Origin of the sequence: Stenotrophomonas sp. S39, from assembly GCF_016624665.1 — a bacterium.
Lineage (GTDB): Bacteria > Pseudomonadota > Gammaproteobacteria > Xanthomonadales > Xanthomonadaceae > Stenotrophomonas.
On record NZ_JACVTT010000011.1, the window covers coordinates 1 to 21,616 of the forward strand.

15 protein-coding genes and 3 tRNA genes are annotated in these 21,616 nt (G+C 67.9%); 7 read left to right on the top strand and 11 right to left on the bottom strand.

Annotation, left to right across the window (positions count from 1 at the left end; all coding sequences use genetic code 11):
* Window positions 1–55 precede the first annotated feature (55 nt).
* The 3 genes from rlmB to rnr all read right to left on the bottom strand — a co-directional run bounded on the left by rlmB (window position 56) and on the right by rnr (window position 4,077).
* Entirely contained in the window at window positions 56–799 is a 744-nt protein-coding gene (gene rlmB, locus IAE41_RS05150) for a 23S rRNA (guanosine(2251)-2'-O)-methyltransferase RlmB (RefSeq protein WP_079221277.1), read from the bottom strand.
* Between the two features lie 95 nt (window positions 800–894).
* Entirely contained in the window at window positions 895–1,377 is a 483-nt protein-coding gene (locus IAE41_RS05155; protein WP_200732330.1) for a GFA family protein, read from the bottom strand.
* 234 nt (window positions 1,378–1,611) lie between these two features.
* Window positions 1,612–4,077 (bottom strand): ribonuclease R, encoded by a 2,466-nt coding sequence (gene rnr, locus IAE41_RS05160; RefSeq protein WP_200732331.1) that lies wholly within the window; start codon window positions 4,075–4,077, stop codon window positions 1,612–1,614.
* Window positions 4,078–4,205: 128 nt separating this feature from the next.
* Between rnr and IAE41_RS05165 the strand changes: the two genes are divergently transcribed.
* Together IAE41_RS05165 and IAE41_RS05170 are read left to right on the top strand one after the other, a co-directional pair.
* Window positions 4,206–4,290, top strand: a tRNA-Leu gene (locus IAE41_RS05165).
* 215 nt (window positions 4,291–4,505) lie between these two features.
* Window positions 4,506–4,592: transfer RNA gene (locus IAE41_RS05170), tRNA-Leu, on the top strand.
* A gap of 137 nt (window positions 4,593–4,729) precedes the next feature.
* Here the strand turns inward: IAE41_RS05170 and IAE41_RS05175 are convergent.
* Window positions 4,730–5,476: a sulfite exporter TauE/SafE family protein gene (locus IAE41_RS05175; protein ID WP_079225166.1), complete on the bottom strand. Its 747-nt coding sequence runs from the start codon at window positions 5,474–5,476 to the stop codon at window positions 4,730–4,732.
* Between the two features lie 96 nt (window positions 5,477–5,572).
* On the opposite strand from IAE41_RS05175, the gene IAE41_RS05180 reads away from it, so the two are divergent.
* Together IAE41_RS05180 and IAE41_RS05185 are read left to right on the top strand one after the other, a co-directional pair.
* The gene (locus tag IAE41_RS05180; protein ID WP_200732332.1) at window positions 5,573–6,472 is read left to right on the top strand and encodes a LysR family transcriptional regulator; all 900 of its coding nucleotides are present in this window, start codon (window positions 5,573–5,575) and stop codon (window positions 6,470–6,472) included.
* A 50-nt stretch (window positions 6,473–6,522) separates the two neighbouring features.
* Window positions 6,523–6,609 (top strand) — tRNA-Leu (locus tag IAE41_RS05185).
* A 150-nt stretch (window positions 6,610–6,759) separates the two neighbouring features.
* Here the strand turns inward: IAE41_RS05185 and emrB are convergent.
* From emrB to IAE41_RS05205, 4 genes are read right to left on the bottom strand one after another with little or no spacing between them, the layout of a single operon-like run.
* The gene (gene emrB / locus IAE41_RS05190; protein WP_079221273.1) at window positions 6,760–8,346 is read right to left on the bottom strand and encodes a multidrug efflux MFS transporter permease subunit EmrB; all 1,587 of its coding nucleotides are present in this window, start codon (window positions 8,344–8,346) and stop codon (window positions 6,760–6,762) included.
* A 7-nt stretch (window positions 8,347–8,353) separates the two neighbouring features.
* The gene (emrA, locus tag IAE41_RS05195) at window positions 8,354–9,532 is read right to left on the bottom strand and encodes a multidrug efflux MFS transporter periplasmic adaptor subunit EmrA (RefSeq protein ID WP_079221272.1); all 1,179 of its coding nucleotides are present in this window, start codon (window positions 9,530–9,532) and stop codon (window positions 8,354–8,356) included.
* Between the two features lie 11 nt (window positions 9,533–9,543).
* Window positions 9,544–11,037: a multidrug efflux transporter outer membrane subunit EmrC gene (emrC, locus tag IAE41_RS05200; RefSeq protein ID WP_200732333.1), complete on the bottom strand. Its 1,494-nt coding sequence runs from the start codon at window positions 11,035–11,037 to the stop codon at window positions 9,544–9,546.
* Window positions 11,034–11,477, bottom strand: coding sequence for a MarR family transcriptional regulator (locus IAE41_RS05205; RefSeq protein WP_108746304.1), 444 nt, complete (start codon window positions 11,475–11,477; stop codon window positions 11,034–11,036). Before IAE41_RS05205 ends, emrC begins: the two co-directional genes overlap by 4 nt.
* 225 nt (window positions 11,478–11,702) lie before the next feature.
* On the opposite strand from IAE41_RS05205, the gene IAE41_RS05210 reads away from it, so the two are divergent.
* Together IAE41_RS05210 and parC are read left to right on the top strand one after the other, a co-directional pair.
* Entirely contained in the window at window positions 11,703–12,530 is an 828-nt protein-coding gene (locus IAE41_RS05210) for a helix-turn-helix transcriptional regulator (protein WP_164073423.1), read from the top strand.
* Window positions 12,531–12,589: 59 nt separating this feature from the next.
* Window positions 12,590–14,833 (top strand): DNA topoisomerase IV subunit A, encoded by a 2,244-nt coding sequence (gene parC, locus IAE41_RS05215; RefSeq protein ID WP_200732334.1) that lies wholly within the window; start codon window positions 12,590–12,592, stop codon window positions 14,831–14,833.
* A 265-nt stretch (window positions 14,834–15,098) separates the two neighbouring features.
* Here parC and bfr read toward each other — a convergent pair whose 3' ends face one another.
* Window positions 15,099–15,587, bottom strand: a complete 489-nt coding sequence (gene bfr, locus IAE41_RS05220; protein ID WP_004151115.1) for a bacterioferritin — start codon at window positions 15,585–15,587, stop codon at window positions 15,099–15,101.
* A 123-nt stretch (window positions 15,588–15,710) separates the two neighbouring features.
* On the opposite strand from bfr, the gene IAE41_RS05225 reads away from it, so the two are divergent.
* Window positions 15,711–18,041: a penicillin acylase family protein gene (locus tag IAE41_RS05225; RefSeq protein ID WP_200732335.1), complete on the top strand. Its 2,331-nt coding sequence runs from the start codon at window positions 15,711–15,713 to the stop codon at window positions 18,039–18,041.
* A 129-nt stretch (window positions 18,042–18,170) separates the two neighbouring features.
* Here IAE41_RS05225 and IAE41_RS05230 read toward each other — a convergent pair whose 3' ends face one another.
* Both IAE41_RS05230 and asnB read right to left on the bottom strand, forming a co-directional pair.
* Window positions 18,171–19,559: a cation:proton antiporter gene (locus IAE41_RS05230; protein ID WP_200732336.1), complete on the bottom strand. Its 1,389-nt coding sequence runs from the start codon at window positions 19,557–19,559 to the stop codon at window positions 18,171–18,173.
* Window positions 19,560–19,629: 70 nt separating this feature from the next.
* Window positions 19,630–21,321 carry an asparagine synthase B gene (gene asnB, locus IAE41_RS05235; protein ID WP_200732337.1) on the bottom strand — a complete coding sequence of 564 codons (1,692 nt, stop codon included), beginning with the start codon at window positions 21,319–21,321 and terminating at the stop codon, window positions 19,630–19,632.
* Window positions 21,322–21,616: the final 295 nt, after the last annotated feature.

A 21,616-nucleotide genomic window follows, 5' to 3' on the forward strand; every position in this document is an offset into this window, starting at 1 on the left:
GACCCCGATCACGACAGCCGAGCGTGGGCTCGGCTCTACAGAAGCTGCCGGCCAATCAACCGCGCTGGCGCACGGCCTCGAACAGGCTGACGCCCGCGGCGACGGAGACGTTCAGGCTCTCGATCTCGCCCGGCATCGGGATCTTGACCAGGCCATCGCAGTTCTCGCGGGTCAGGCGGCGCAGGCCATCGGCTTCACCGCCCAGCACCAGCGCGATGTTGCCCTTCAGGTCCAGCTGGTACAGCGAAGCGGTGGCCTCACCGGCCAGGCCGTAGATCCAGACGCCCTGCTTCTGCAGGTCCTTCAGGCAGCGCGACAGGTTGGTCACCGCGACCACCGGGATGAGGTCGGCGGCGCCGGCCGAGGTCTTGCGCACAGTCGCATTGACCGTGGCCGACTTGTCCTTGGGAATGATCACGGCGGTGGCACCGGCCGCGGCGGCCGAGCGCAGGCAGGCGCCCAAATTGTGCGGGTCCTGCACCTCGTCCAGCACCAGCAGCAGGGCCTTGCCCTCGGCGGCGGTGACCAGGCCTTCCAGCTCGTTCTCGCTGTAGGTGCGGGCGGCGGCATAGCGCGCGGCCACGCCCTGGTGGCGCACCGAGCCGCCGACACCGTCCAGCGCCTGGCTGTTGACCTTGCGCACGTCGATGCCCTTGCGGCGGGCGTTTTCCTCGATTTCGACCAGGCGCGGGTTCTTCGCACCGGCCTCGACCAGCACTTCGCGCACGTTGTCAGCGTCGTTCTCGATGGAGGAGGCGACGGCGTTGACGCCGACGATCCACTGGCTGTTCTTGCTCATGCGGGGGCCGAACCGGAAAGGGGGTGGCTATGGTAGAGCATCGGCGGCGGCCGCGCTTCAAGGCAGCCGAGCATGGGCTCGGCTCTACAAAAACCTCAACGGCTGCGCGCCGGCCAATGCGGGGTGTCGTGGTCGGGGTGCTGGTGGGACACGACCGTGGCCAGGAACTCCAGGGCCTCCACATCCTCCTCGGTACGGCTGCCAGGCAGCTGGCCCAGGCCGTCCACGAACGGCAGCTTGCGCTCCAGGCCGTACTGCCGGGTGGGCGGCAGGCGCTCGGGTTCGTCGAAGGCACCCGCAGCCACGGCCATGCCGTCCGGGGCCTCGTAGGTCAGCGGGGTACCGCAGTCGCCGCAGAAACCGCGCCTGACCACGTTGGAGGACTGGAAATAGCGCGGCTGGCCACGGGTCCAGCTGAACTGCACGCCGCGCACCGAAACCAGGGGCGCGTAATACCCGCCGAAGGCCTTCTGGCACATCCGGCAGTGGCAGATCGAGCTGTCGGTGAGGGCGCCACGCGCCTCGAAGCGGATGGCGCCGCACTGGCAGCCGCCGTGGTATTCGGGTTGGCCTTGCATAGTGCTTTCCTCCGAAACGTCGTGCCAACCAACGGTTGGCACCTACCGGGTGAGAATCTGCCAACCAACGGTTGGCACCTACCGGGTGAGGAATCTGCCAACCAACGGTTGGCACCTACCGGGTGAGGAATCTGCCAACCAAGGTTGGCACCTACCGGATGAGGAATCTGCCAACCAGCGGTTGGCACCTACCTACCGGATGAGGTGGGTGCCGACCGTTGGTCGGCACGCCTTTCAATACTGCTTCTTTTCACGCTTGGCCGGCTTGCCCCGTTCCGACAGCGGCGGCAGGCCATCGCCCTCGTCCTCGCCCTTGTGCTCGACCAGGCGGAAGTCGATCTTGCGCTCTTCCATGCTGGCCTTCAGCACCAGGATGCGCACGCGGTCGCCCAGCCGGTAGCTGCCGCCGCGGCGTTCGCCGGTCAGCGTCTTCCGGGTGGCGTCGAACTTGTAATAGTCCTGCGGCAACTGGGTCACGTGGACCAGGCCCTGCACCTTGGAATCATCCAGCTCCACGAACAGGCCGAAGCTGGTCACGCCGCTGATCACGCCGTCGAACTGGCCACCGACATGCTTCTCCATCCATGCCGCGCGGTAGCGCTCGTCGACCTCGCGCTCGGCCTCGTCGGCACGACGCTCGCGCTCGGAACACTGCAGCGCCAGCGCAGCCATCTCGCGGGCGTTGTAGGTGAACTTGTCCAGCGGCTTGCCGGACAGCGCGTGCTTGATCGCACGGTGTACCAGCAGGTCGGGATAACGACGGATCGGCGAGGTGAAGTGCGCGTACGCCTCCAGCGCCAGGCCGAAGTGACCGTGGTTGTCCGGGCTGTAGACCGCCAGGCTCTGGCTGCGCAGCAGCACCGATTCCAGCAGCGTGGCGTCGGGACGGTCGCGGATCTTCTTCAGCAGCTTGGTGTAGTCGCCCGGGCGCACCTTCGACCACGGCGGCAGGCTCAGCTTGAATTCCTTGAGGAATTCCAGCAGGTCGGCGAACTTGGTCTCCGGCGGCTTCTCGTGTACGCGGTACGGGGCCGGCACGTGGCGCGACAGCAGGTACTTGGCCGCCTCCACGTTGGCCGCGATCATGCATTCCTCGATCAGCTTGTGCGCATCGTTGCGCACCAGCATGCCGGCCTGGGTCACTTCACCACGGTTGTCCAGCACGAAGCGTACTTCGCTGCTTTCAAACTCGATGGCGCCGCGCTTGGCACGCGCCTTGGACAGCACCTTGTACAGCTGGTGCAGGCGCTGCACCTGCGGCAGCAGCCCGCCCATCCACGCCTTGGTATCGGCATCGTCCTCGCCCACCGCCTTCCACACCTGGGTGTAGGTCAGGCGCGCGTGCGAGTTCATCACTGCTTCGTAGAAGCGCGAATGGGTGACCACGCCATCACGGTCGATCTGCATGTCACAGACAAAGCACATGCGGTCGACCTTGGGCATCAGCGAGCAGATGCCGTTGGACAGGGTCTCCGGCAGCATCGGCACCACGAAGCCCGGGAAGTACACCGACGTGGCGCGCTTCTGCGCTTCCTCGTCCAGCGGCGTGCCCGGGCGCACGTAGTTGGAGACATCGGCAATGGCCACCACCAGGCGGAAGCCATCGGCATTCGGTTCGCAGTACACCGCGTCATCGAAGTCCTTGGCATCCTCGCCGTCGATGGTCACCAGCGGCGTGCTGCGCAGGTCGACGCGGTCGCCGATCATCGCCGGCTCGACCACCATCGGCACCGAGGCGGCCTCGTCCAGCACCTCCTGCGGGAACTCGAACGGCAGTTCGTGGCCGTGGATGGCGGTCTCCACCACCAGCGACGCCGTCAGCTTGTCGCCAAGCACGGCGATGATGCGGCCGATCGGCGGGCGGCGGCTGTCCGGTGCCTGGGTCAGTTCGCAGACCACCAGCTGGCCATCGCGCGCGCCACCGGTCTGGTCCGGCGGCACCTGCACGTTGCGCTGGATGCGCTTGTCATCGGGCACCACGTAATTGATGCCCATTTCAATGCTGAAGCGACCGATCAGGCGGGTCATGCCGCGCTCGAGCACGCGGGCGATGCTGCCTTCGCGGCGGCCACGGTGGTCGATGCCGGTCACGCGGGCCAGCACCTTGTCGCCGTGCATCACCTTGCGCATTTCATAAGGCGGCAGGAACAGATCGTCGCCACCCTCGACCGGGCGCAGGAAGCCGAACCCTTCCGGGTTGGCGATCACCACGCCGGTGACGAGGTTCAAGGTCTGGATCGGCGCGAAGCCGCCGCGGCGGTTCTGCACCAACTGGCCGTCACGGACCATCGCGCCCAGCCGGCGCGACAGCGCCTCGGCACGGTCGGCCGCGGTCAGGCCCAGGCGCGCGCCCAGTTCCTCGGCGGTCTGCGGCCCTTCGCAGCGTTCCAGCAGGGCCAGAATGGCCTCGCGGCTGGCGATGGGCTGTTCGTACTTCTCGGCTTCGCGCGCGGCATAGGGATCGTCGATCACCTTGCCGGTGGGCGGCAGCTTGCGGCCCGGGGCCGGGCCCGGTGCGGCGGCATCCGTGCCGCGGCCCTTGCGGCCGCGCGGCGGTGCACCGCCTTCATTCAATTCGGGGAACCAGCCCGGCAACGGCTTGCCCGGCTTGGTGGTGCGGGCTGCGCCCGCCTTGGCGCCCTTGGTCGGGGCCTGGCTGCGGGACTTGCTCCCGCCCTTGCTTGGTTTTTTGGTAGTCATCGCCCTACATGGTAGCCGTTGCGGGCGTGCAGAGCGGGTCAGAGGCGGCTTTGGAAGCACCGCGTGAAATATTTGTTGGAAGTCGTTGACAGCCTGCGGATTCATCTTCACAATTGCGCCTCTGGAACGCCCAGGTGGCGGAATTGGTAGACGCACTAGTTTCAGGTACTAGCGGGTAAAACCGTGGAGGTTCGAGTCCTCTCCTGGGCACCAACGAAAAAACTCCTCGCTTCGGCGGGGATTTTTTTTGCCTGTCATCCGGCAACAGGGTCGGATCCCTTTCCACAGGAAAGGGCTCTGACCCCAAGCGAGTGGGATGGGGTCAGAGCCCGTTCCGCACGCGAAACGGGATCCGACCCCGGATCCAAGATTGTTTTCGAGAAGTGTTGACACCCCGGTAACAACACCCCATAATCTCGCTCCTCGACGCCCAGGTGGCGGAATTGGTAGACGCACTAGCTTCAGGTGCTAGCGGGGGCAACTTCGTGGAGGTTCGAGTCCTCTCCTGGGCACCATGTCGAGAAAGAAAACAACCCGCGCAAGCGGGTTTTTTCTTGCCTGCGATTTGAGCCTTTGTAGCGTCGAGCTTGCTCGACTGATCCTCACAGCAGTCGAGCAAGCTCGACTCTACAAACGCCGGGCGCGGACGCCCTCAGAACAACGGCCGCAGCACCAGCTCCAGCCCGAGCAGCAGCAGGAACCCAAGGAAGCACGCGCGGAATACCCGTGCACTGATGCGCTGCCGGATCACCTGCCCCAGCCACATCCCCAGCAATGCCGGCAGCACCGCCAACGCACTCAGCCCCAGCTGCTGCACGCCAAAGGCACCGTGGATCACCAAGCCGGTGGTCAACGAAATGGTCGACACGGTGAACGCCAGGCCCAGCGCCTGCACCAGCTCCTCGCGCTGCATGCCCAGCGACTGCAGGTACGGCACCGCCGGCATCACGAACACACCGGTGGCGCCGGTCACCACGCCGGATATTGCACCCACCAGCGGCCCCAGCCAGCGCTCGCGCCGCTGCGGTACGCGGAACACCGGTGCCAGCAGCGCGTACAGCGCGTACACCACCAGCGCCACGCCCAGTGCAACGCGCGACCAGGTGCGATCCACCCGCACCAGCAGCGCGGCCGAACCCAGCGTCACCACCACCACCGCCAGCATCATCGGCCACAGCCGCCGCACGGTATGCCCCAGCGAAGGACCGGACAGCAGCTGCCAGGCATTGGTGACGAAGGTGGGAATGAACAGCATCGACGCCGCCGCCACCGGTGACAGCGCGCCACCGAGCAACCCCATCGCCACCGTCGGCAGGCCCATGCCGGTCACGCCCTTGACGACGCCGGCCAGCACGAACACCACCACCAGCAACCCATAGAAGTACAAAGTCTCGTTCATGCCGCCATTGGAGCGGGCGCCGTGCGGGCGCACAATGCGGTCTTCCCGCCCCTGCCTTCGGACCAGCCGAAGGCAGCCCCGACCGGAGCACCCCCCATGCGGATGGACATCGCCGATCTGCGCCTGTTCCTGGCCGTGGCTGACGCCGGCAGCATCACCGCCGGCGCCGCCCAGGCCAATCTTGCACTGGGCTCGGCCAGCGAGCGCCTGCGCGCGATCGAGGCGGACGCCGGTACCGCACTGCTCAACCGGCATCCACGCGGCGTCAGCCTGACCGAGGCCGGCGCGGCCCTCGCCCACCACGCGCGGCTGATCCTGCAGCAGCAGGCGCAGCTGCGCGGCGAGATGGAAGCCTTCGCCCAGGGTGCGCGCGGCACCCTGCACCTGTATGCCAACACCGCGGCACTGACCAACTACCTGCCCTCACGGCTTGCGCCCTGGCTGGCACAGCGCCCGCGCCTGCACGTGGAGCTGCACGAACGCACCAGCACCGAGGTCGTGCGCGCGCTCAGCGCCGGCCAGGCCGAAGCGGGCATCATCAGCGACGCGGTACCTGCCGAGGGCCTGCAACGGCACGTCGTGTCCGAAGATCCGCTGGTGATGCTGCTGCCTGCCGACCACCGCTTCGCTGCCCGGCGCTCGCTCGACTTCGTCGACGTGCTGGGCGAAACCTTCGTCGCACTCGCCGATGGCAACGCGCTGCAGACCTATGTGGAAGAACTCGCGGGCGAGGCAGGCCGACGCCTGGACGTGCGCATCCGCATGAAGACCTTCGAAGGCCTGTGCACGATGGTGGGCCACGGCATCGGCGTCGGCATCGTGCCGCGCACGATCGCGCGGCTGCATCGGCGCAGCACGCAGACGGTGTGCGTGCCACTTGCAGATGCGTGGGCGCAGCGCCGCCTGTGCGCCTGCTTCGCGGATTGGACGCGCCTGTCGCCGGCGATGCGCAGCCTGCTGCAACACCTCGGCGTACCGCCGCAGAAAAAAGCGTGAAATGTTGTTGACACATCCTCAGTCGTTCCCCATAATTCGTCTCCTGAGTCGCCCAGGTGGCGGAATTGGTAGACGCACTAGCTTCAGGTGCTAGCGGGGGCAACTTCGTGGAGGTTCGAGTCCTCTCCTGGGCACCATGACTCAGCAAATGATCAAACCCGCGAAAGCGGGTTTTTTCATGTCCGGCGTTCGGGCATACCCACGCAACGCGTGCATGTATCGCGATGGCGCCACAAACAAAAACCCCGCCTTCCGGCGGGGTTTTGTTTTTCATCTACACCGATCGATCAATGCCCGCCGGCGGAGGCCGCGCCTGCGCCTGCACCGAACGGCGGCTTGGCCAGCCACAGGAACGCGATGATCGCCAGGAACGTCCAGCCCAGCAGGTAGAAGATGTCGTTGAACGCCATCTGCGATGCCTGGTGGTTGATCATGTTGTTGAGCACCGCCGCGCCATGCTGCAGGTCACCCTGCCCCATCGCGGCCACCTGGTCCTGCATGCCCGGCTGGTAGGCCGAGATGTGTTCGGTCAGGTCGGCGTGATGCACCTGGGTACGACGTGCCCACAGCCAGGTGGTCAGCGATGCCGCGAAACTGCCGCCCAGCGTACGCAGGAACGTGGCCAGGCCCGAACCTGCGGCGATCTCGCGGCCGTCCAGATCCGACAGCAGGATCTGCAGCACCGGCATGAAGAACAGCGCCACGCCAATACCCATGATCAGCTGCACGCCGGCCACGTGCGCGTAGTCCACCTGCAGGTTGAAGTCCGAGCGCATGAAGCTGGTGAAGGACAGGAACACGAAGGCGAACGAGGCGATCATGCGCATGTCGAAGCGCGAGGCATACTTGCCCACGAACGGCGTCATGATCACCGGCAGGATGCCGATCGGCGCCGTCGCCAGGCCCGCCCAGATGGCGGTGTAGCCCATGTCACGCTGCAGCCACTGCGGGATCAGCAGCGACACGCTGAAGAACGCCGCATAGGCCACCACCATCGCCAGCGTACCGGCGCGGAAGTTGCGGTGGCGGAACAGCTTCAGGTCGACGATGGGATCCTTGTCGGTCAGTTCCCAGATCAGGAACACCGTCAGCGCCACCACCGCCACGCAGGCCAGCACCACGATCTTCATCGAGGAGAACCAGTCTTCGTCGTTGCCCAGGTCGAGCACCAGCTGCAGCGCGCCCACGCCGATCACCAGGGTGATCAGGCCGACGTAGTCCATCTTCGGCTTTTCAATCTGCTCCGGGCGCCCCTTCAGCTGGTTGCCCACCACCAGCGCGGCGAAGATGCCCAGCGGCACGTTGATCAGGAAGATCCATTCCCAGCTGTAGTTGTCGGTGATCCAACCACCGAGGATGGGCCCGCAGATCGGCGCCACCACGGTGATCATCGCCAGCAGCGCCAGCGCCTGCCCACGTTTCTCGCGTGGGTAGATCGACACCAGCAGCGACTGGGTGATCGGGTACATCGGCCCGGCCACGAAGCCCTGCAGTGCACGCGACAGCACCAGCATGCCCATGCTCTGGGCCAGGCCACACAGCAGCGAGGTGATGACGAAGGCCAGGGTGGCCCAGATGAACAGCTTGCGCTCGCCGAAGCGACGGCTGAGCCAGCCGGTCAGCGGCAGCGCGATGGCCGTGCTGACCGCGAACGAGGTGATGACCCAGGTCGCCTGCTGCGAACTGGCGCCGAGGTTGCCGGCGATGGTCGGCAGCGAGACGTTGGCGATGGTGGTGTCGAGCACCTGCATGAACGAGGCCATCGCCAGGCCGACGGTGCACAGGGCCACGCTGGGCGGCAGGAACCCGGAGGCCGCACCCGGCGCCGCCGGTGCGCCCGGAGTGCCGGGCGCCGCTGGAGCTTGTGCGGACATGTCGACCTCAGCCCGCGTTGGCCTGCTGCGGCAGGTTGCCTTCGATGATCGTGTGGATCACCTCATCGGCATCATGCAGCTGCTTGGCATACACATCGGTGTCGAACACCGTGCCCTTGGCGGCGGCGGTCGGCAGCACTTCGCCCTTCTGGTCGCGCAGGCTCACTTCAGCCTTCATCGACAGGCCGATGCGCAGCGGGTGTTCGGCCAGCTGCTTGGCATCGATGGCGATGCGCACCGGCACGCGCTGCACGATCTTGATCCAGTTGCCGCTGGCGTTCTGCGCCGGCAGCAGCGAGAACGCCGAACCGGTGCCCAGGCCCAGGCTTTCGATGCGGCCCTTGTACTTCACGTCACCGGCGTACAGGTCCGACTTCAGCTCCACTTCCTGGCCCAGGCGCATGTGGCGCAGCTGGGTTTCCTTGAAGTTGGCTTCCACCCACATCTGCTCGGTCGGCACCACGGCCATCAGGGCATTGCCCGGCTGCACGCGCTGGCCGACCTGCACCGAACGACGGGCGACAAAACCGGTGACCGGCGCGACGATGCCGGCGCGGGCATTGTTCAGGAAGGCCTGGCGCAGCTGCGCAGCAGCGGCCAGCACGTCCGGCTGGGTGGCGATGACGGTGTCATCGACCAGCGCGCGGTTGCGCTCGACGGTCTCGCGCGAACCGGCCACGGCGGCTTCGGCTGCGGCCAGCTCGTCGCGGGCGTGGGCCAGTTCTTCGTTGGAAATGGCGCCGGTGGCGGCCAGGTCCTTGCGGCGGGCGAAATCTTCGCGCACGCGCTTCAGGCTGACCTGGCGGGCGTTCAGGTCCGCCTGCGCGCCCTCCACGCTGCGGTAAAGGCCGCGGGTCTGGCGCACGGTCTTGGCCAGGTTGGCTTCGGCCTGCTGCAGGGCGACGGAGGTGTCGGCCGGGTCCAGCTGCACCAGCAGCTGGCCGCGCTCGACGCGCATGCCGTCATCAACGTTGATGGCAACCACGGTGCCGGCCACCAGCGGGGTGATCTGCACCTGGTTGCCCTGCACGTAGGCATCGTCGGTTTCTTCGAACCAACGGCCGAACATGAAGTACCACAGCGCCAGTGCGGCAAGCAGCAGCACGACGATGACGAACAGGCCGCGCAGCAGGTTGCCGCGGCGGTTGGAGGCGGCCGGGGCCGCGGTGTCTTGGGTCTGGCTCATGGCGTGGGTCTTCAGGAATGCGAGGAATCGGAATGGGAGGCGATCGGTGCGGCGTCGGCGTCACTGGGCTGGAAACCACCGCCCAATGCCTTGCTCAGGCGCACCGAGGTCTGCACCTGCTGCGACTGCAGGCCGGCCAGCTGCTGCTGCGACTGCAGCAGGATGGACTGCGCGCTGAGCACGTCCAGGTAGCTGCCGATGCCGGCACGGTAGCGCTGCTGGGCCAGGCCGAAGGCGGCGCGGGAGGTATCCACCGCCTGCTGCTGTGCCTGCGCCTGCTGGGCCAGCGAACGCACCGCGTTGACCTGGTCGGCCACGTCGCGCAGCGCGTCCAGCACGGCCTGGTTGTAGTTGGCCACCGCCAGGTCGTACTGCGCGTCGGTGTTGTCCAGGTTGGCGCGCAGCTTGCCGCCTTCGAAGATCGGCAGGCTCAGGGCCGGGCCGATGTAGGCGAAGGTGGAGCTGCTCTTCAGCAGGTCGCCCACGTTCGGGGCGACCACGCCGGCCAGCGCGGTCAGGTTGAAGCTCGGGTAGAACTTCGTCTTGGCGACCTTGATCTGCTTCTCGGCAGCTTCCACGCGCCAGCGCGCGGCGACGATGTCCGGGCGACGGCCCAGCAGTTCGCTGGGCAGCACGCCCGGCAGCTGCAGGGCCAGCGGGTTCAGCGCCTGCGGGCGTTCGATCGACAGGCCGCGGTCCGGGCCCTTGCCGACCAGCGCGGCCAGCGCGGTGCGGGCGGCGTCGATGCGCTGCTGCGCGGCCAGCAGCTGCTGCTGCGCGGCCGGCACGCGGGCTTCGGCCTGGCGCACCTGCAGGTCGCTGTCGATGCCGGCGCTGCGGCGCTGGCGGGTCAGTTCCAGCGACTTCTGCGAACGCGCCAGTTCTTCCTCGGCCACGTCGTTGAGCTGCCAGGCATAGGCCAGCTCGGCGTAGGCCTGGGCAATGCCGGTGGACAGGTTCAGGCGCGCGGCCTGGGCGTCCACGGTGGCGGCATGGGCGCCATCGACGGCAGCTTCCCAGGCGGCGCGCTTGCCGCCCCACAGGTCGATGCCGTAGCTGAAATCGAAGGCGACCTGGCTGCTGCCGCCATAGCGGCCGCCCAGTTCGTCACCCAGCATGGATTCGGGCAGGCGCAGGCCGGTGTAGCCGCCGGACACGGACAGGCTGGGCAGGCGGTCGGCACGCGCCGTACCCACCTGCGACTGCGCCTGGCGCAGGCGCGCATCGGCCGCGTCCAGGCTGGGGTGGCCGGCCAGGCCTTCGCTGATGAGGGCGTCGAGCTGGGCGTCGCCCAGTGCCTTCCACCAGTCCTGGGCCGGGAAGCCGGTGGCGCTCAGGTCGCTGTCGGCCAGGGTGCGCTCGCTGTGCAGGCTGTCCACGTCGAGCACGTGGCCCTGCGGGTTCAGGCCGCGGCTGCTGGCGCAGGCGGCCAGGGCCAGGGCCAGCGCTGAAACCAGCAGCGCGCGCCCGGACCGGCGGAGAGTGGAATGCGGGATCGGGTTCATGGGGTCGTCAGGGAATCGCGGATTCGGGTCAGGAGGGACAACAGCAGCGTGCGTTCGTCGGCGGACAGGTCGCGCAGGGCGAAATCCATCACCGCGTCGCCGCGCTTCTGCAGCCGCGCCCACAGGGCACGGCCTTCATCGGTCAGAACGATCTGCAGGGCCCGCCGGTCCTGGCTGTGCGGCTCGCGGCGCACGCATCCCAAGGCTTCCAGCTTGTCCAGCAGGCGGGTCACCGCGCTGGGCACCTGGTCGATGGCCTGGGCCAGTTCGTTGGCGGTGCACGGGGCCATGCGGGCCAGCAGCTTCAGGCCGATGTAATGGGTGAAGCCGATGCCGAGGTCTTCTTCGGCCATGGAGGCATCGAGCTGGCGGACCAGGCCGTCGCGCACCTGGCGCAGCAGCAGGCCGAAGCTGGGGGGGTTGGAGGACGGACAGATCATGGGGGAGCATTTTCTTCCAAAAAAAATATTTCTCAATGGAAATATTCGATCTGGCATCGAATGCTGTGTTGCAGCAACGGGCTCGATCAGTGAAGGCGCTACCTTAATGGCGCCCGGAACTGGCCCGGTAGTACAATCCAGCCAATGAATGTCACATTCCAGCCACCCCCGCCGGTCGTGACGGCAGGTGAACCGGGCCCTCCCACCCTTCTCCGCGAGGTGGCGATGGACTGGTTCGAGCGCAACGATGGCCCGCCGGTCATCGGTTTCCGGTTCGACAGCCCACAGGGCCTGGCCCGTGAAGTGGACTGGCACCACCACGCCCGCGCCCAGCTGATCTACGTCGAACGCGGCCTGCTGACCACCCGCACCTCGCACGGCACCTGGTCGCTGGCACCGGGTTCGGCCGGCTGGATGCCGCCGCTGGAACCGCATACGGTCAGCCTGGACGGGCCGATGCGCGGCTGGGGCATGGCCCTGGCGGCGCCGGCCTGCGCCGGGTTGCCCTCCGATCCCTGCGTACTGGGCCTGTCCAAGCTGGCCCAGGCGGTGGCCGAACGCATCTGCGAATGGCCGCTGGACTACGTCCTCAGCGACGACCGCGAGCACATCCTCAGCGTCATGCGCGATGAGATCCGCACCGCGCCGCGCCAGCGCATGCACCTGCCGATGCCGCGCGACCGCCGCCTGCTGAAGATCGCCTCGCAACTGCTGGCCGAGCCGTCCGACGAGCGCAGCCTGGCCGAATGGGCGCACTGGGCCGGACTGTCGCCGCGCAGCCTGACCCGCCACTTCCGCGACGAGACCACCCTCAGCTTCGCCCAGTGGCGGCAGCAGGCCCGGCTGGCCGAGGCGCTGCGCCAGCTCAGCGAGGGCCGCAGCGTGGCCGACATCGCCCACGCGCTGGGCTTCAGCAGCGCCAGCGCCTTCGTCACCGTGTTCCGCCGCCACTTCGGCCTGCCGCCCGGGCGCTACCTGGCGCGGGTCGGCCATGGCCTCGAACCGGGGCTGGATCCGGCGCGTGGCTTGGCATCCCCCGCCGCATCCGGATAATCAGTGCATTGAGAGCGCCGACCGCCGTCTTCGCCTCCCGACATAGGTAACAACGCCGCATGACCGAACCTGCCCGCCCCGTATTCCACGGTTTCGAACAACTGCCGCTGCGCGAGTACGCCGAACGCGCCTACCTCGACTATTCGATGTACGTGGTGCTCGACCGTGCCCTGCCGTTCATCGGCGACGGCCTGAAGCCGGTGCAGCGCCGCATCATCTATTCGATGAGCGAGCTGGGCCTGAATGCCGCGTCCAAGCCGAAGAAGTCCGCGCGCACCGTCGGTGACGTGATCGGTAAATACCACCCGCATGGCGACAGCGCGTGCTACGAGGCGCTGGTGCTGATGGCACAGCCGTTCTCCTACCGCTACCCGCTGATCGAGGGCCAGGGCAACTTCGGCTCCAGCGACGACCCGAAGTCGTTCGCGGCAATGCGCTACACCGAATCCAAGCTGACCCCGATCGCCGAAGTGCTGCTGGGCGAACTGGCCCAGGGCACCACCGACTGGGCGCCGAACTTCGACGGCACCCTGCAGGAACCGACCTGGATGCCGGCGCGCCTGCCGCACCTGCTGCTGAACGGCACCACCGGCATCGCCGTGGGCATGGCCACCGACGTGCCGCCGCACAACCTCAACGAGATCGTCAGCGCGCTGCTGCACCTGCTGGACGATCCCGATGCCAGCGTGCGCGACCTGTGCGAGCACGTGAAGGGCCCGGACTACCCGTCGACCGCCGAGATCATCACGCCGGCCAACGACCTGCGCACGATGTACGAGACCGGCAACGGCAGCGTGCGTGCGCGTGCGACCTTCACCAAGGAAGCGAACAACGTGGTGGTCACCGCGCTGCCGTTCCAGGTGTCGCCGTCGAAGGTGATCGAGCAGATCGCCGCGCAGATGCGCGCCAAGAAGCTGCCGTGGCTGGAAGACATCCGCGATGAATCCGACCATGCCAACCCGGTGCGCGTGGTGCTGGTGCCGCGCTCCAACCGCGTCGATGCCGAGCAGCTGATGGGCCACCTGTTCGCGACCACGGACCTGGAACGCAGCTACCGCGTCAACCTCAACGTGATCGGGCTGGACGGCCGTCCGCAGGTGAAGAACCTGAAGATGCTGCTCAGCGAATGGCTGGCGTTCCGCAGCACCACCGTCACCCGCCGCCTGCAGCACCGCCTGCAGAAGGTCGAGCGCCGCCTGCACCTGTTGGAAGGCCTGCTGGTGGCCTTCCTCAACCTGGACGAGGTGATCCACATCATCCGTACCGAGGACGAACCGAAGGCGGCGCTGATCGCGCGCTTCGGCCTGTCCGAAGACCAGGCCGAGTACATCCTGGAAACCAAGCTGAAGCAGCTGGCCCGCCTGGAAGAGATGAAGATCCGCGGCGAGCAGGACGAGCTGGCCAAGGAGCGCGAGAAGATCCTCGGCATCCTCGACAGCAAGGCCAAGCTGAAGAAGCTGATCCGCGACGAACTGACCGCCGACGCCAAGAAGTTCGGCGACGCACGCCGTTCGCCGCTGGTGCAGCGCCAGGCCGCGCAGGCCATCGACGAGACCGAGCTGGTGCCCAGCGAGCCGATGACCGTCGTGCTGTCGGAGAAGGGCTGGATCCGCGCGGCCAAGGGCCACGACATCGATGCGTCCACCCTGTCCTACCGCGATGGCGATGCCCTGCAGGGTTCGGTGCGCGCGCGCAGCACCCAGCAGGTCGCCTTCCTGGACAGCGAAGGCCGCGCCTACTCGACGCCGGTGCACACCCTGCCCTCGGCACGTGGCAATGGTGAACCGCTGACCGGCCGCTTCTCGCCGGCACCGGGCACCAGTTTCGTCACCCTGGCCAGCGCCGAGCCGGATGCCCGCTTCGTGCTGGCCTCCAGCCACGGCTACGGCTTCGTCACCCGCTTCGAGAACCTGATCGGCCGCAACAAGGCCGGCAAGGCGATGCTGAACCTGTCGTCCGGTTCCTCGGTGCTGACCCCGTCGGCCGTGGCCAACGTGGCCACCGACCGCATCGTGGCGGTGACCAGCTCGGGCAACCTGCTGGCGATCGCCGCCAACGACCTGCCAGAACTGGACAAGGGCAAGGGCAACAAGATCATCGAGATCCCCAAGGCCAAGCTCGCCACCGAGCGGGTGGTGGCGATCGTGGCGATCAGCCCGGGCCAGACCCTGCAGGTGCGCAGCGGCCAGCGCACGATGGGCCTGAAGTTCAACGAGCTCGACGCCTACCTCGGCGCCCGCGCCACCCGTGGCCACCTGCTGCCGCGCGGCTGGCAGAAGGTGGAAGGATTGTCGGTGGAATGACCGGTAGTGCCGGCCGCTGGCCGGCAACTGCTGCCGGAAATCCAGACACGAAAAAGCCGGGGATTCCCCGGCTTTTTCGTTTGTCGGCTGGCGGGCGGTGGAGCAGCTGGCGGGCGAAGGCTGGCTGGCGGTGCTCCGGTGCTGGCGGGCGACGTTGCTTTGTGCGCCTGGTATTCCGCCCTTGGTAGAGCCGACTGTTAGTCGGCTGCTCTCCGAAAAGCGGCCGACTAACAGTCGGCCCTACCGGGTCGGTGTGGGCGCCGGCTCAGTGCGCCGGGGCGCCGTTGCCGTCGATCTTGCTCAGCTGGTACAGCTCCAGGCCGATGCGCTTGATCAGGCCCAGCTGCTGCTCCAGCCACCAGGCGTGGTCTTCCTCGGTGTCCTTCAACTGCGCCAGCAGCATGTCGCGGCTCACGTAGTCGCCCTTCTCCTCGCACAGCTTCATGCCGGCGGCGAGATTGTTCCGAACGGCGTATTCAGTATCGAGATCCTTCTGCAGCATCTCTTCCACGGTCTTGCCCGGCTCGGTGGCATGCGGGCGCATGTCCGGGTCGCCGCCCAGGAACAGGATGCGGCGCAGCAGCGCGTCGGCGTGCTGGGTTTCTTCTTCCATCTCGTGGTTCAGGCGTTCGTACAGCGCGAACAGGCCCTGGTCCTCGTAGCGGCGGGAATGGATGAAGTACTGGTCACGGGCAGCAAGCTCGCCGCGCAGCAGTTCCTTCAGGCAGGCGATGACGTCCGGGTTGCCTTTCATGGGGGTGCTCCTGTGGATCGATGCGGCATAGGGTGCCGCATTTCAAAATACGGTGATCTAATCGGAATCAGTCGCAGTTGCGCCTGCGGCTACAATCCCCCTCGAGTGCCGGAAGGACCTGCAATGCGACGTACCTGGCGTTGGATATTGGCAGTGCTCATCGCCATCGTGCTGGTCACCGCACTGGTCCTGTGGCTGCTGCTGCGCGGCAGCCTGGCCGAGCTGGAAGGCGAACAGGCCCTGCCCGGGCTGGCCGCACCGGTCAGCGTCGAGCGTGACGCGCTGGGCGTGGTCACCATCACCGCCGGCAGCCAGGCCGATGCCATGCGCGCGCTGGGCCACGTGCATGCGCAGGAACGCTATTTCGAAATGGACCTGATGCGCCGCAGTGCCGCAGGTGAACTGTCGGCGCTGTTCGGGCCTGTAGCCATCGACGCCGACAAGCGCATGCGCGTGCACCGGCTGCGCGCGCGCACCGAGGCGCACCTGGACGAGGCACTGGGCGACAACCCGCAGGCCGTGCGCGCCTACGTGGACGGTGTCAACGCAGGCCTGGCCGATCTGTCGGTGCGGCCCTGGGCTTACCTGCTGCTGCGGCAGTCGCCCGCGCCCTGGCAGGCCAGCGACAGCGTGCTGGCCGGGCTGGCCATGTATGCCGACCTGCAGGACCCGGACAACCAGAACGAACTGGCGCTGGCGCGCATCCGCGACGTGGTGCCGCCGGCCCTGCACGCACTGCTGGCCCATGATGGCAGCAGCTGGGACGCGCCGCTGCAGGGCGAGCCGCGCGGCGATGCACAGCTGCCCGATGCCGCGCAGCTGGACCTGCGCTCGCTGGCCGCCGCACCCGCGGCGCCTGCCGCCGAGGCCGATGCGGTCGGCAGCAACAACTTCGCCGTGGCCGGTGCGCTCACCGCCGATGGCCGCGCCATCATTGCCGACGACATGCACCTGGCCCTGCGCGCACCCAGCCTATGGTTCCGCGTACGCCTGCGCTACCCGGACCCGAAGGCACCCGGCGGCCAGGTCGACGTCAGTGGCTTCTCGCTGCCCGGCGTACCGGCGGTCATCGTGGGCAGCAACGGGCATGTCGCCTGGGGCTTCACCAACAGCTACATCGACACCGCCGACTTCCGCCGCGAACCGGCCAATGCGGCGGTGACGGTGCACGAAGAACGCATTGCGGTAGCAGGCCAGGGCGACGTCGTGTTGCCGGTGCGCGAAACCGCCTGGGGGCCGATCCTGCACACCCGTGCCGACGGTAGCGGCGACGCCCTGCGCTGGGTCGCCCACCTGCCCGGCGCGGTGCGCATGGATTTCGCGGACATGGCCCGCGCCGGCGATCTCGACCAGGCACTGGCAACGGCCGATCACGCGGGCATTCCCGCGCAGAACCTGGTGATCGGCGACCGCAGCGGGCGCATCGCCTGGCGGCTGGTCGGTGCGCGCCCCGACCGTGGCCCCGGCTGCGTGCCGCAGGGCTTCAACACCGCGCAGAACAGCGCGGACTGCGCGCCGTGGCCGATCCGCAGCGATGCCGCACCGGCCCTGGTCGATCCACCGGGGCAACGCCTGTGGACCGCCAACAGCCGCGTGGTCGACGATGCCACCCTGGCCGTGGTCGGCAATGCCGGCTATGACCTGGGCGCGCGCGGCCAGCAGATCCGCAACCTGCTGGCCACCCAGGACCGCTTCGACGAGCACGATCTGCTGGCGATCCAGCTGGACGACCGTGCAGTGTTCCTGCAGCGCTGGTGGGTGCTGCTGCAGCACACCGCCGAGCACAGCGACGACCCGTCATTGAAGCGCCTGGCTGCCGCCAGCGAACACTGGGACGTGCGCGCCTCGACCCATTCAACCAGCTACCGCATCGTGCGCGGTTTCCGCGGCGACGTGCTGGATGCCATCGAGAGCGCGCTGCTGGCACCTGCCAAAGCCCGGCTGGGCGACGACTACCTGCCGCCGCGGCTTGCGCAGCTGGAAGGCGTGGTCTGGCCGATGCTGGAACAGCGCCCGGCCAACCTGCTGCCGCCGGGCGTGGACAGCTGGGATGCGCTGCTGGCCAAGGCCGCGCACACCCTCGAAGCCGACCTTGAAAAGCAGGGGCCGCTGCAGCAGCGCACCTGGGGCGAGCGCAACGTCGCCGACATCTGCCACCCGGTCTCGCGTGCCCTGCCCGCCTTCACCCGCCGCTGGCTGTGCATGCCCGCCGATCAGCTGCCCGGTGACCGCGACATGCCGCGCGTGCAGGGGCCGAGCTTCGGCGCTTCGCAGCGCATGGTGGTCTCGCCGGGCCACGAAGCCGACGGCATCGTGCACATGCCCGGCGGCCAGAGTGGCCACCCGCTGTCGCCCTATTGGGGCGCCGGCCACGAAGACTGGGTGCATGGCCGCCCCACCCCGTTCCTGCCGGGCCAGGCGGAGCATGTGCTGAAGCTCGTCCCAGCAAGGTAGTGCCGGCCGCTGGCCGGCAACCCTGGCGCGAAGCCGAGCATAGGCTCAGAGGGTAGCGCCGGGCCATGCCCGGCGACGCACAATCCCGCCGCGCTGCGCGCTCGCCGGGCATGGCCCGGCGCTACCGGATCACGCCTTGCGGCGCTCGATCAGGTTCAACAGCGGGCCGGTCATCGCCGTGGTCACCAGGGCCATGATCACCAGCACCGCGAACAGGCGGTCGCCGAGCAGGCCCAGCTCATAGCCCAGGTTGAGCACGATCAGCTCCATCAGGCCACGGGTGTTCATCAACGCCCCCAGGCGCCAGGCCTCGCGATTCTCCATGCCGGTGCTGCGCGCGGCACTCCAGGTGCCCAGCAGCTTGCCAGCGGTTGCCACCACGATCACCACCGCGCACAGCAGCAGATCGCTGGTCTGCAACGCATCGGCGCGCATGCGCAGGCCGGTCATGGCGAAGAACAGCGGCAGCAGCAGGGTCGCGGCGAAGGGTTCGACCCTGGCCACCAGCAGGTCGCGCAGCTGCGTGTTGGAGGACACCGCCACGCCGGCAGCGAACGCGCCGAACAGCGCGTGGATGCCCAGCACCTCGGTGACCAGCGCACTGGCCAGCGACAGCAGCAGGATGCCCAGCAACCAGCGGCCCTCACGGCCCGGCGCGATCTGCTGGCGGGCAAACCACGGCTTGACCGCGCCCAGCATCAGCGCGATGAACAGCACCACGCAGACCAGGTTGATGCTGGCCGACAGCCAGCCGGTGGCCTGTGCAGCGGCGACGATCAGCGCCAGCATGCACCACGCCGTGGCATCGCCCAGCGCCGCACAGGCGATGGACGTCTGCCCCAGCGGCGTCTGCGTGATGCCGCGGTCGGCAAGGATGCGCAGCAGCACCGGGAAGGCGGTGATGCTCATGGAAATGCCGACGAACAGCGCGAATGCAGTGAAGCCGACGCCCTGCGGCCCATGTTCGGGATAGAGCCAGATGGCCAGCCCCACGCCCAGCACGAACGGCAGGGCGATGCCTGCATGGCTGACAGTGAAGGCGAATCTGCGACGGCCGCGCAGTGCGCCGAGGTCGAGTTCGGCACCGGCCACCAGCAGGAACATCAGCACGCCCAGCTGGCTGAGCATGCCCAGCGGCCCCAGCGATGCAGCCGGGAACAAGGCGCCGTGCAGCTGTGGCAGCAGGCTGCCCAGCACCAACGGGCCCATCATCAGGCCGGCCGCCATTTCGCCGATCACCGCCGGCTGGCCGAAATGCTTCAACAGGGCGCCCGCGCCCTTGGCCACCAGCAGCAGCACCAGCAGCTGCAGCAGGAACAGGCCCAGCGGCGAGGACAGGTGGTGGGCCCAGTCACTGCCGACCACGGCTTCGGCCTTGGCCGCAACCGACGGCACGCCCGGCCCGGCATAACGCGCAAGCGCCAGGCCGATCGCCAGCGGAACACCGGCCCAGGCCAAGTAACGCCACCCCCACTTCGTCGGCGGCACGCTGCCCCCGGTCTGTACGTCCATGAACATTCCCCAATGCGCAGGGGCCCGATGATACGTCCTTCTTCGCGCGCCCGCCGGGCCGTGCCCGGCGGAATCATCAGGCCAGGGCCTGCTCGTGGACGCCGGCGATGGCGCGGCCGGACGGGTCGGCGGCGGCGGCGAAGCTGGCATCCCAGGCGATGGCGGCCGGCGATGAACAGGCGATCGACTTGCCGCCCGGCACGGTTTCCGCCGCGGCACGGCTCGGGAAGAACTGCTCGAACAGGTGGCGGTAGTAGTACGCCTCCTTGGTCTGCGGCGGGTTGTGCGGGAAGCGCTTGTCAGCCGCCGCCAGCACGCGGTCGCTCACCTGCGCCTCGGCGTGCGCCTTCAGGCCATCGATCCAGCCGTAGCCGACGCCATCACTGAACTGCTCTTTCTGCCGCCACAGGATGCTGTCAGGCAGGTAGCCATCGAAGGCTTCGCGCAGCACCGCCTTTTCGATGCGGCGGCCACCGAAACCGGCGCCGACCATCTTGTGCGCGGCGTCGAAGCGCATCGCCACATCGAGGAACTCGCGGTCGAGGAACGGCACGCGCGGCTCCACGCCCCAGGCCATCATCGACTTGTTGGCGCGCAGGCAGTCGTAGTTGTGCAGGGCATCGAGCTTGCGCACCAGTTCCTGGTGGAATTCGCGCGCATCCGGCGCCTTGTGGAAGTACAGATAGCCACCGAAGATCTCGTCGCTGCCCTCGCCGGACAGCACCATCTTCACGCCCATCGCCTTGATCCGGCGCGCCAGCAGGAACATCGGCGTGGAGGCACGGATGGTGGTGACGTCGTAGGTCTCGATGTGGCGGATCACTTCCGGCAGCACGTCCAGGCCTTCCTCGAAGCTGTATTCGAAACCGTGGTGGACGGTGCCCAGCGCTTCGGCAGCGATGGCGGCAGCGGCCAGATCGGGAGAGCCCTTCAGCCCGATCGCGAAGGAATGCAGGCGCGGCCACCAGGCCTCGCTCTGGCCGCCATCCTCGATGCGGCGGCGTGCGTAACGCGCGGCCACGGCGGCCACCAGCGAGGAATCGAGGCCACCGGACAGCAGCACGCCGTAGGGCACGTCGCTCATCAACTGGCGCTCGACGGCCTGTTCGAACGCCTGGCGCAGTTCGGCCAGGTCGGCCTGGCGGCCTTCCACGTCGGCATAGTCGCGCCACGGCTGCTGGTAGTAGCGCACCAGTTCACCGCTGGCGCTGTCGTAGTAATGGCCCGGCGGGAACTGCGCGACGTCGGCGCAGGAATCGACCAGTGCCTTCATTTCCGAGGCCACGCGCAGGCGCCCCTGCGCATCGTGGCCCCAGTACAGCGGCACCACGCCGACCGGGTCGCGAGCGACCAGCACGCGGCCGGCATCGCGATCCCACAGGGCGAAGGCGAAGATGCCGTTGAGCTGTTCCAGCCACTGCGCCGGCGAGCCGCCCTGGCGGTACAGCGCGTTGATCACCTCGCAGTCCGAACCGGTCTGGAAGTCATACGCGGTGGTCAGCGCGGCCTTCAGGGCCTGGTGGTTGTAGATCTCGCCGTTGACCGCCAGGGCCAGCTGGCCGTCGGCCGACAGCAGCGGCTGCGAGCCGCCGGCCGGGTCGACGATGGCCAGGCGCTCGTGGACCAGCAGCGCGCCTTCGTCCAGGTACACGCCGCTCCAGTCCGGGCCGCGGTGGCGCTGGCGCTGCGACAGTTCCAGCGCGTGGCGGCGCAGGGCGGGAAGATCGTCACCGGCCTGCAGGCCGAAGATTCCGAAGATCGAACACATGGGTGGCGCTCCTGTTGTGGGGGATTACACGGCGGGAAGGTGTTCGACCGGCCAACCAGGCCCGGGAGGGCTGCACCCGGGCACAAAAAAACCCGCATCGGCCGATGCGGGTTTTCTGGTGTCCGGGCGTATTTTGCTGTCTATCTACCCAGGGCGCAGTCCCGCATCGGCCGCGCACGATTGTTCGTGCGCAGATTATTGCGGTTGGTATTGTTGACGGCGGTGGCCAGGCGGATCGACATGGCACTGACCGTAACGCGGTTTTTGGGGGCGTGCAACAGTTGCGTTGGCAACC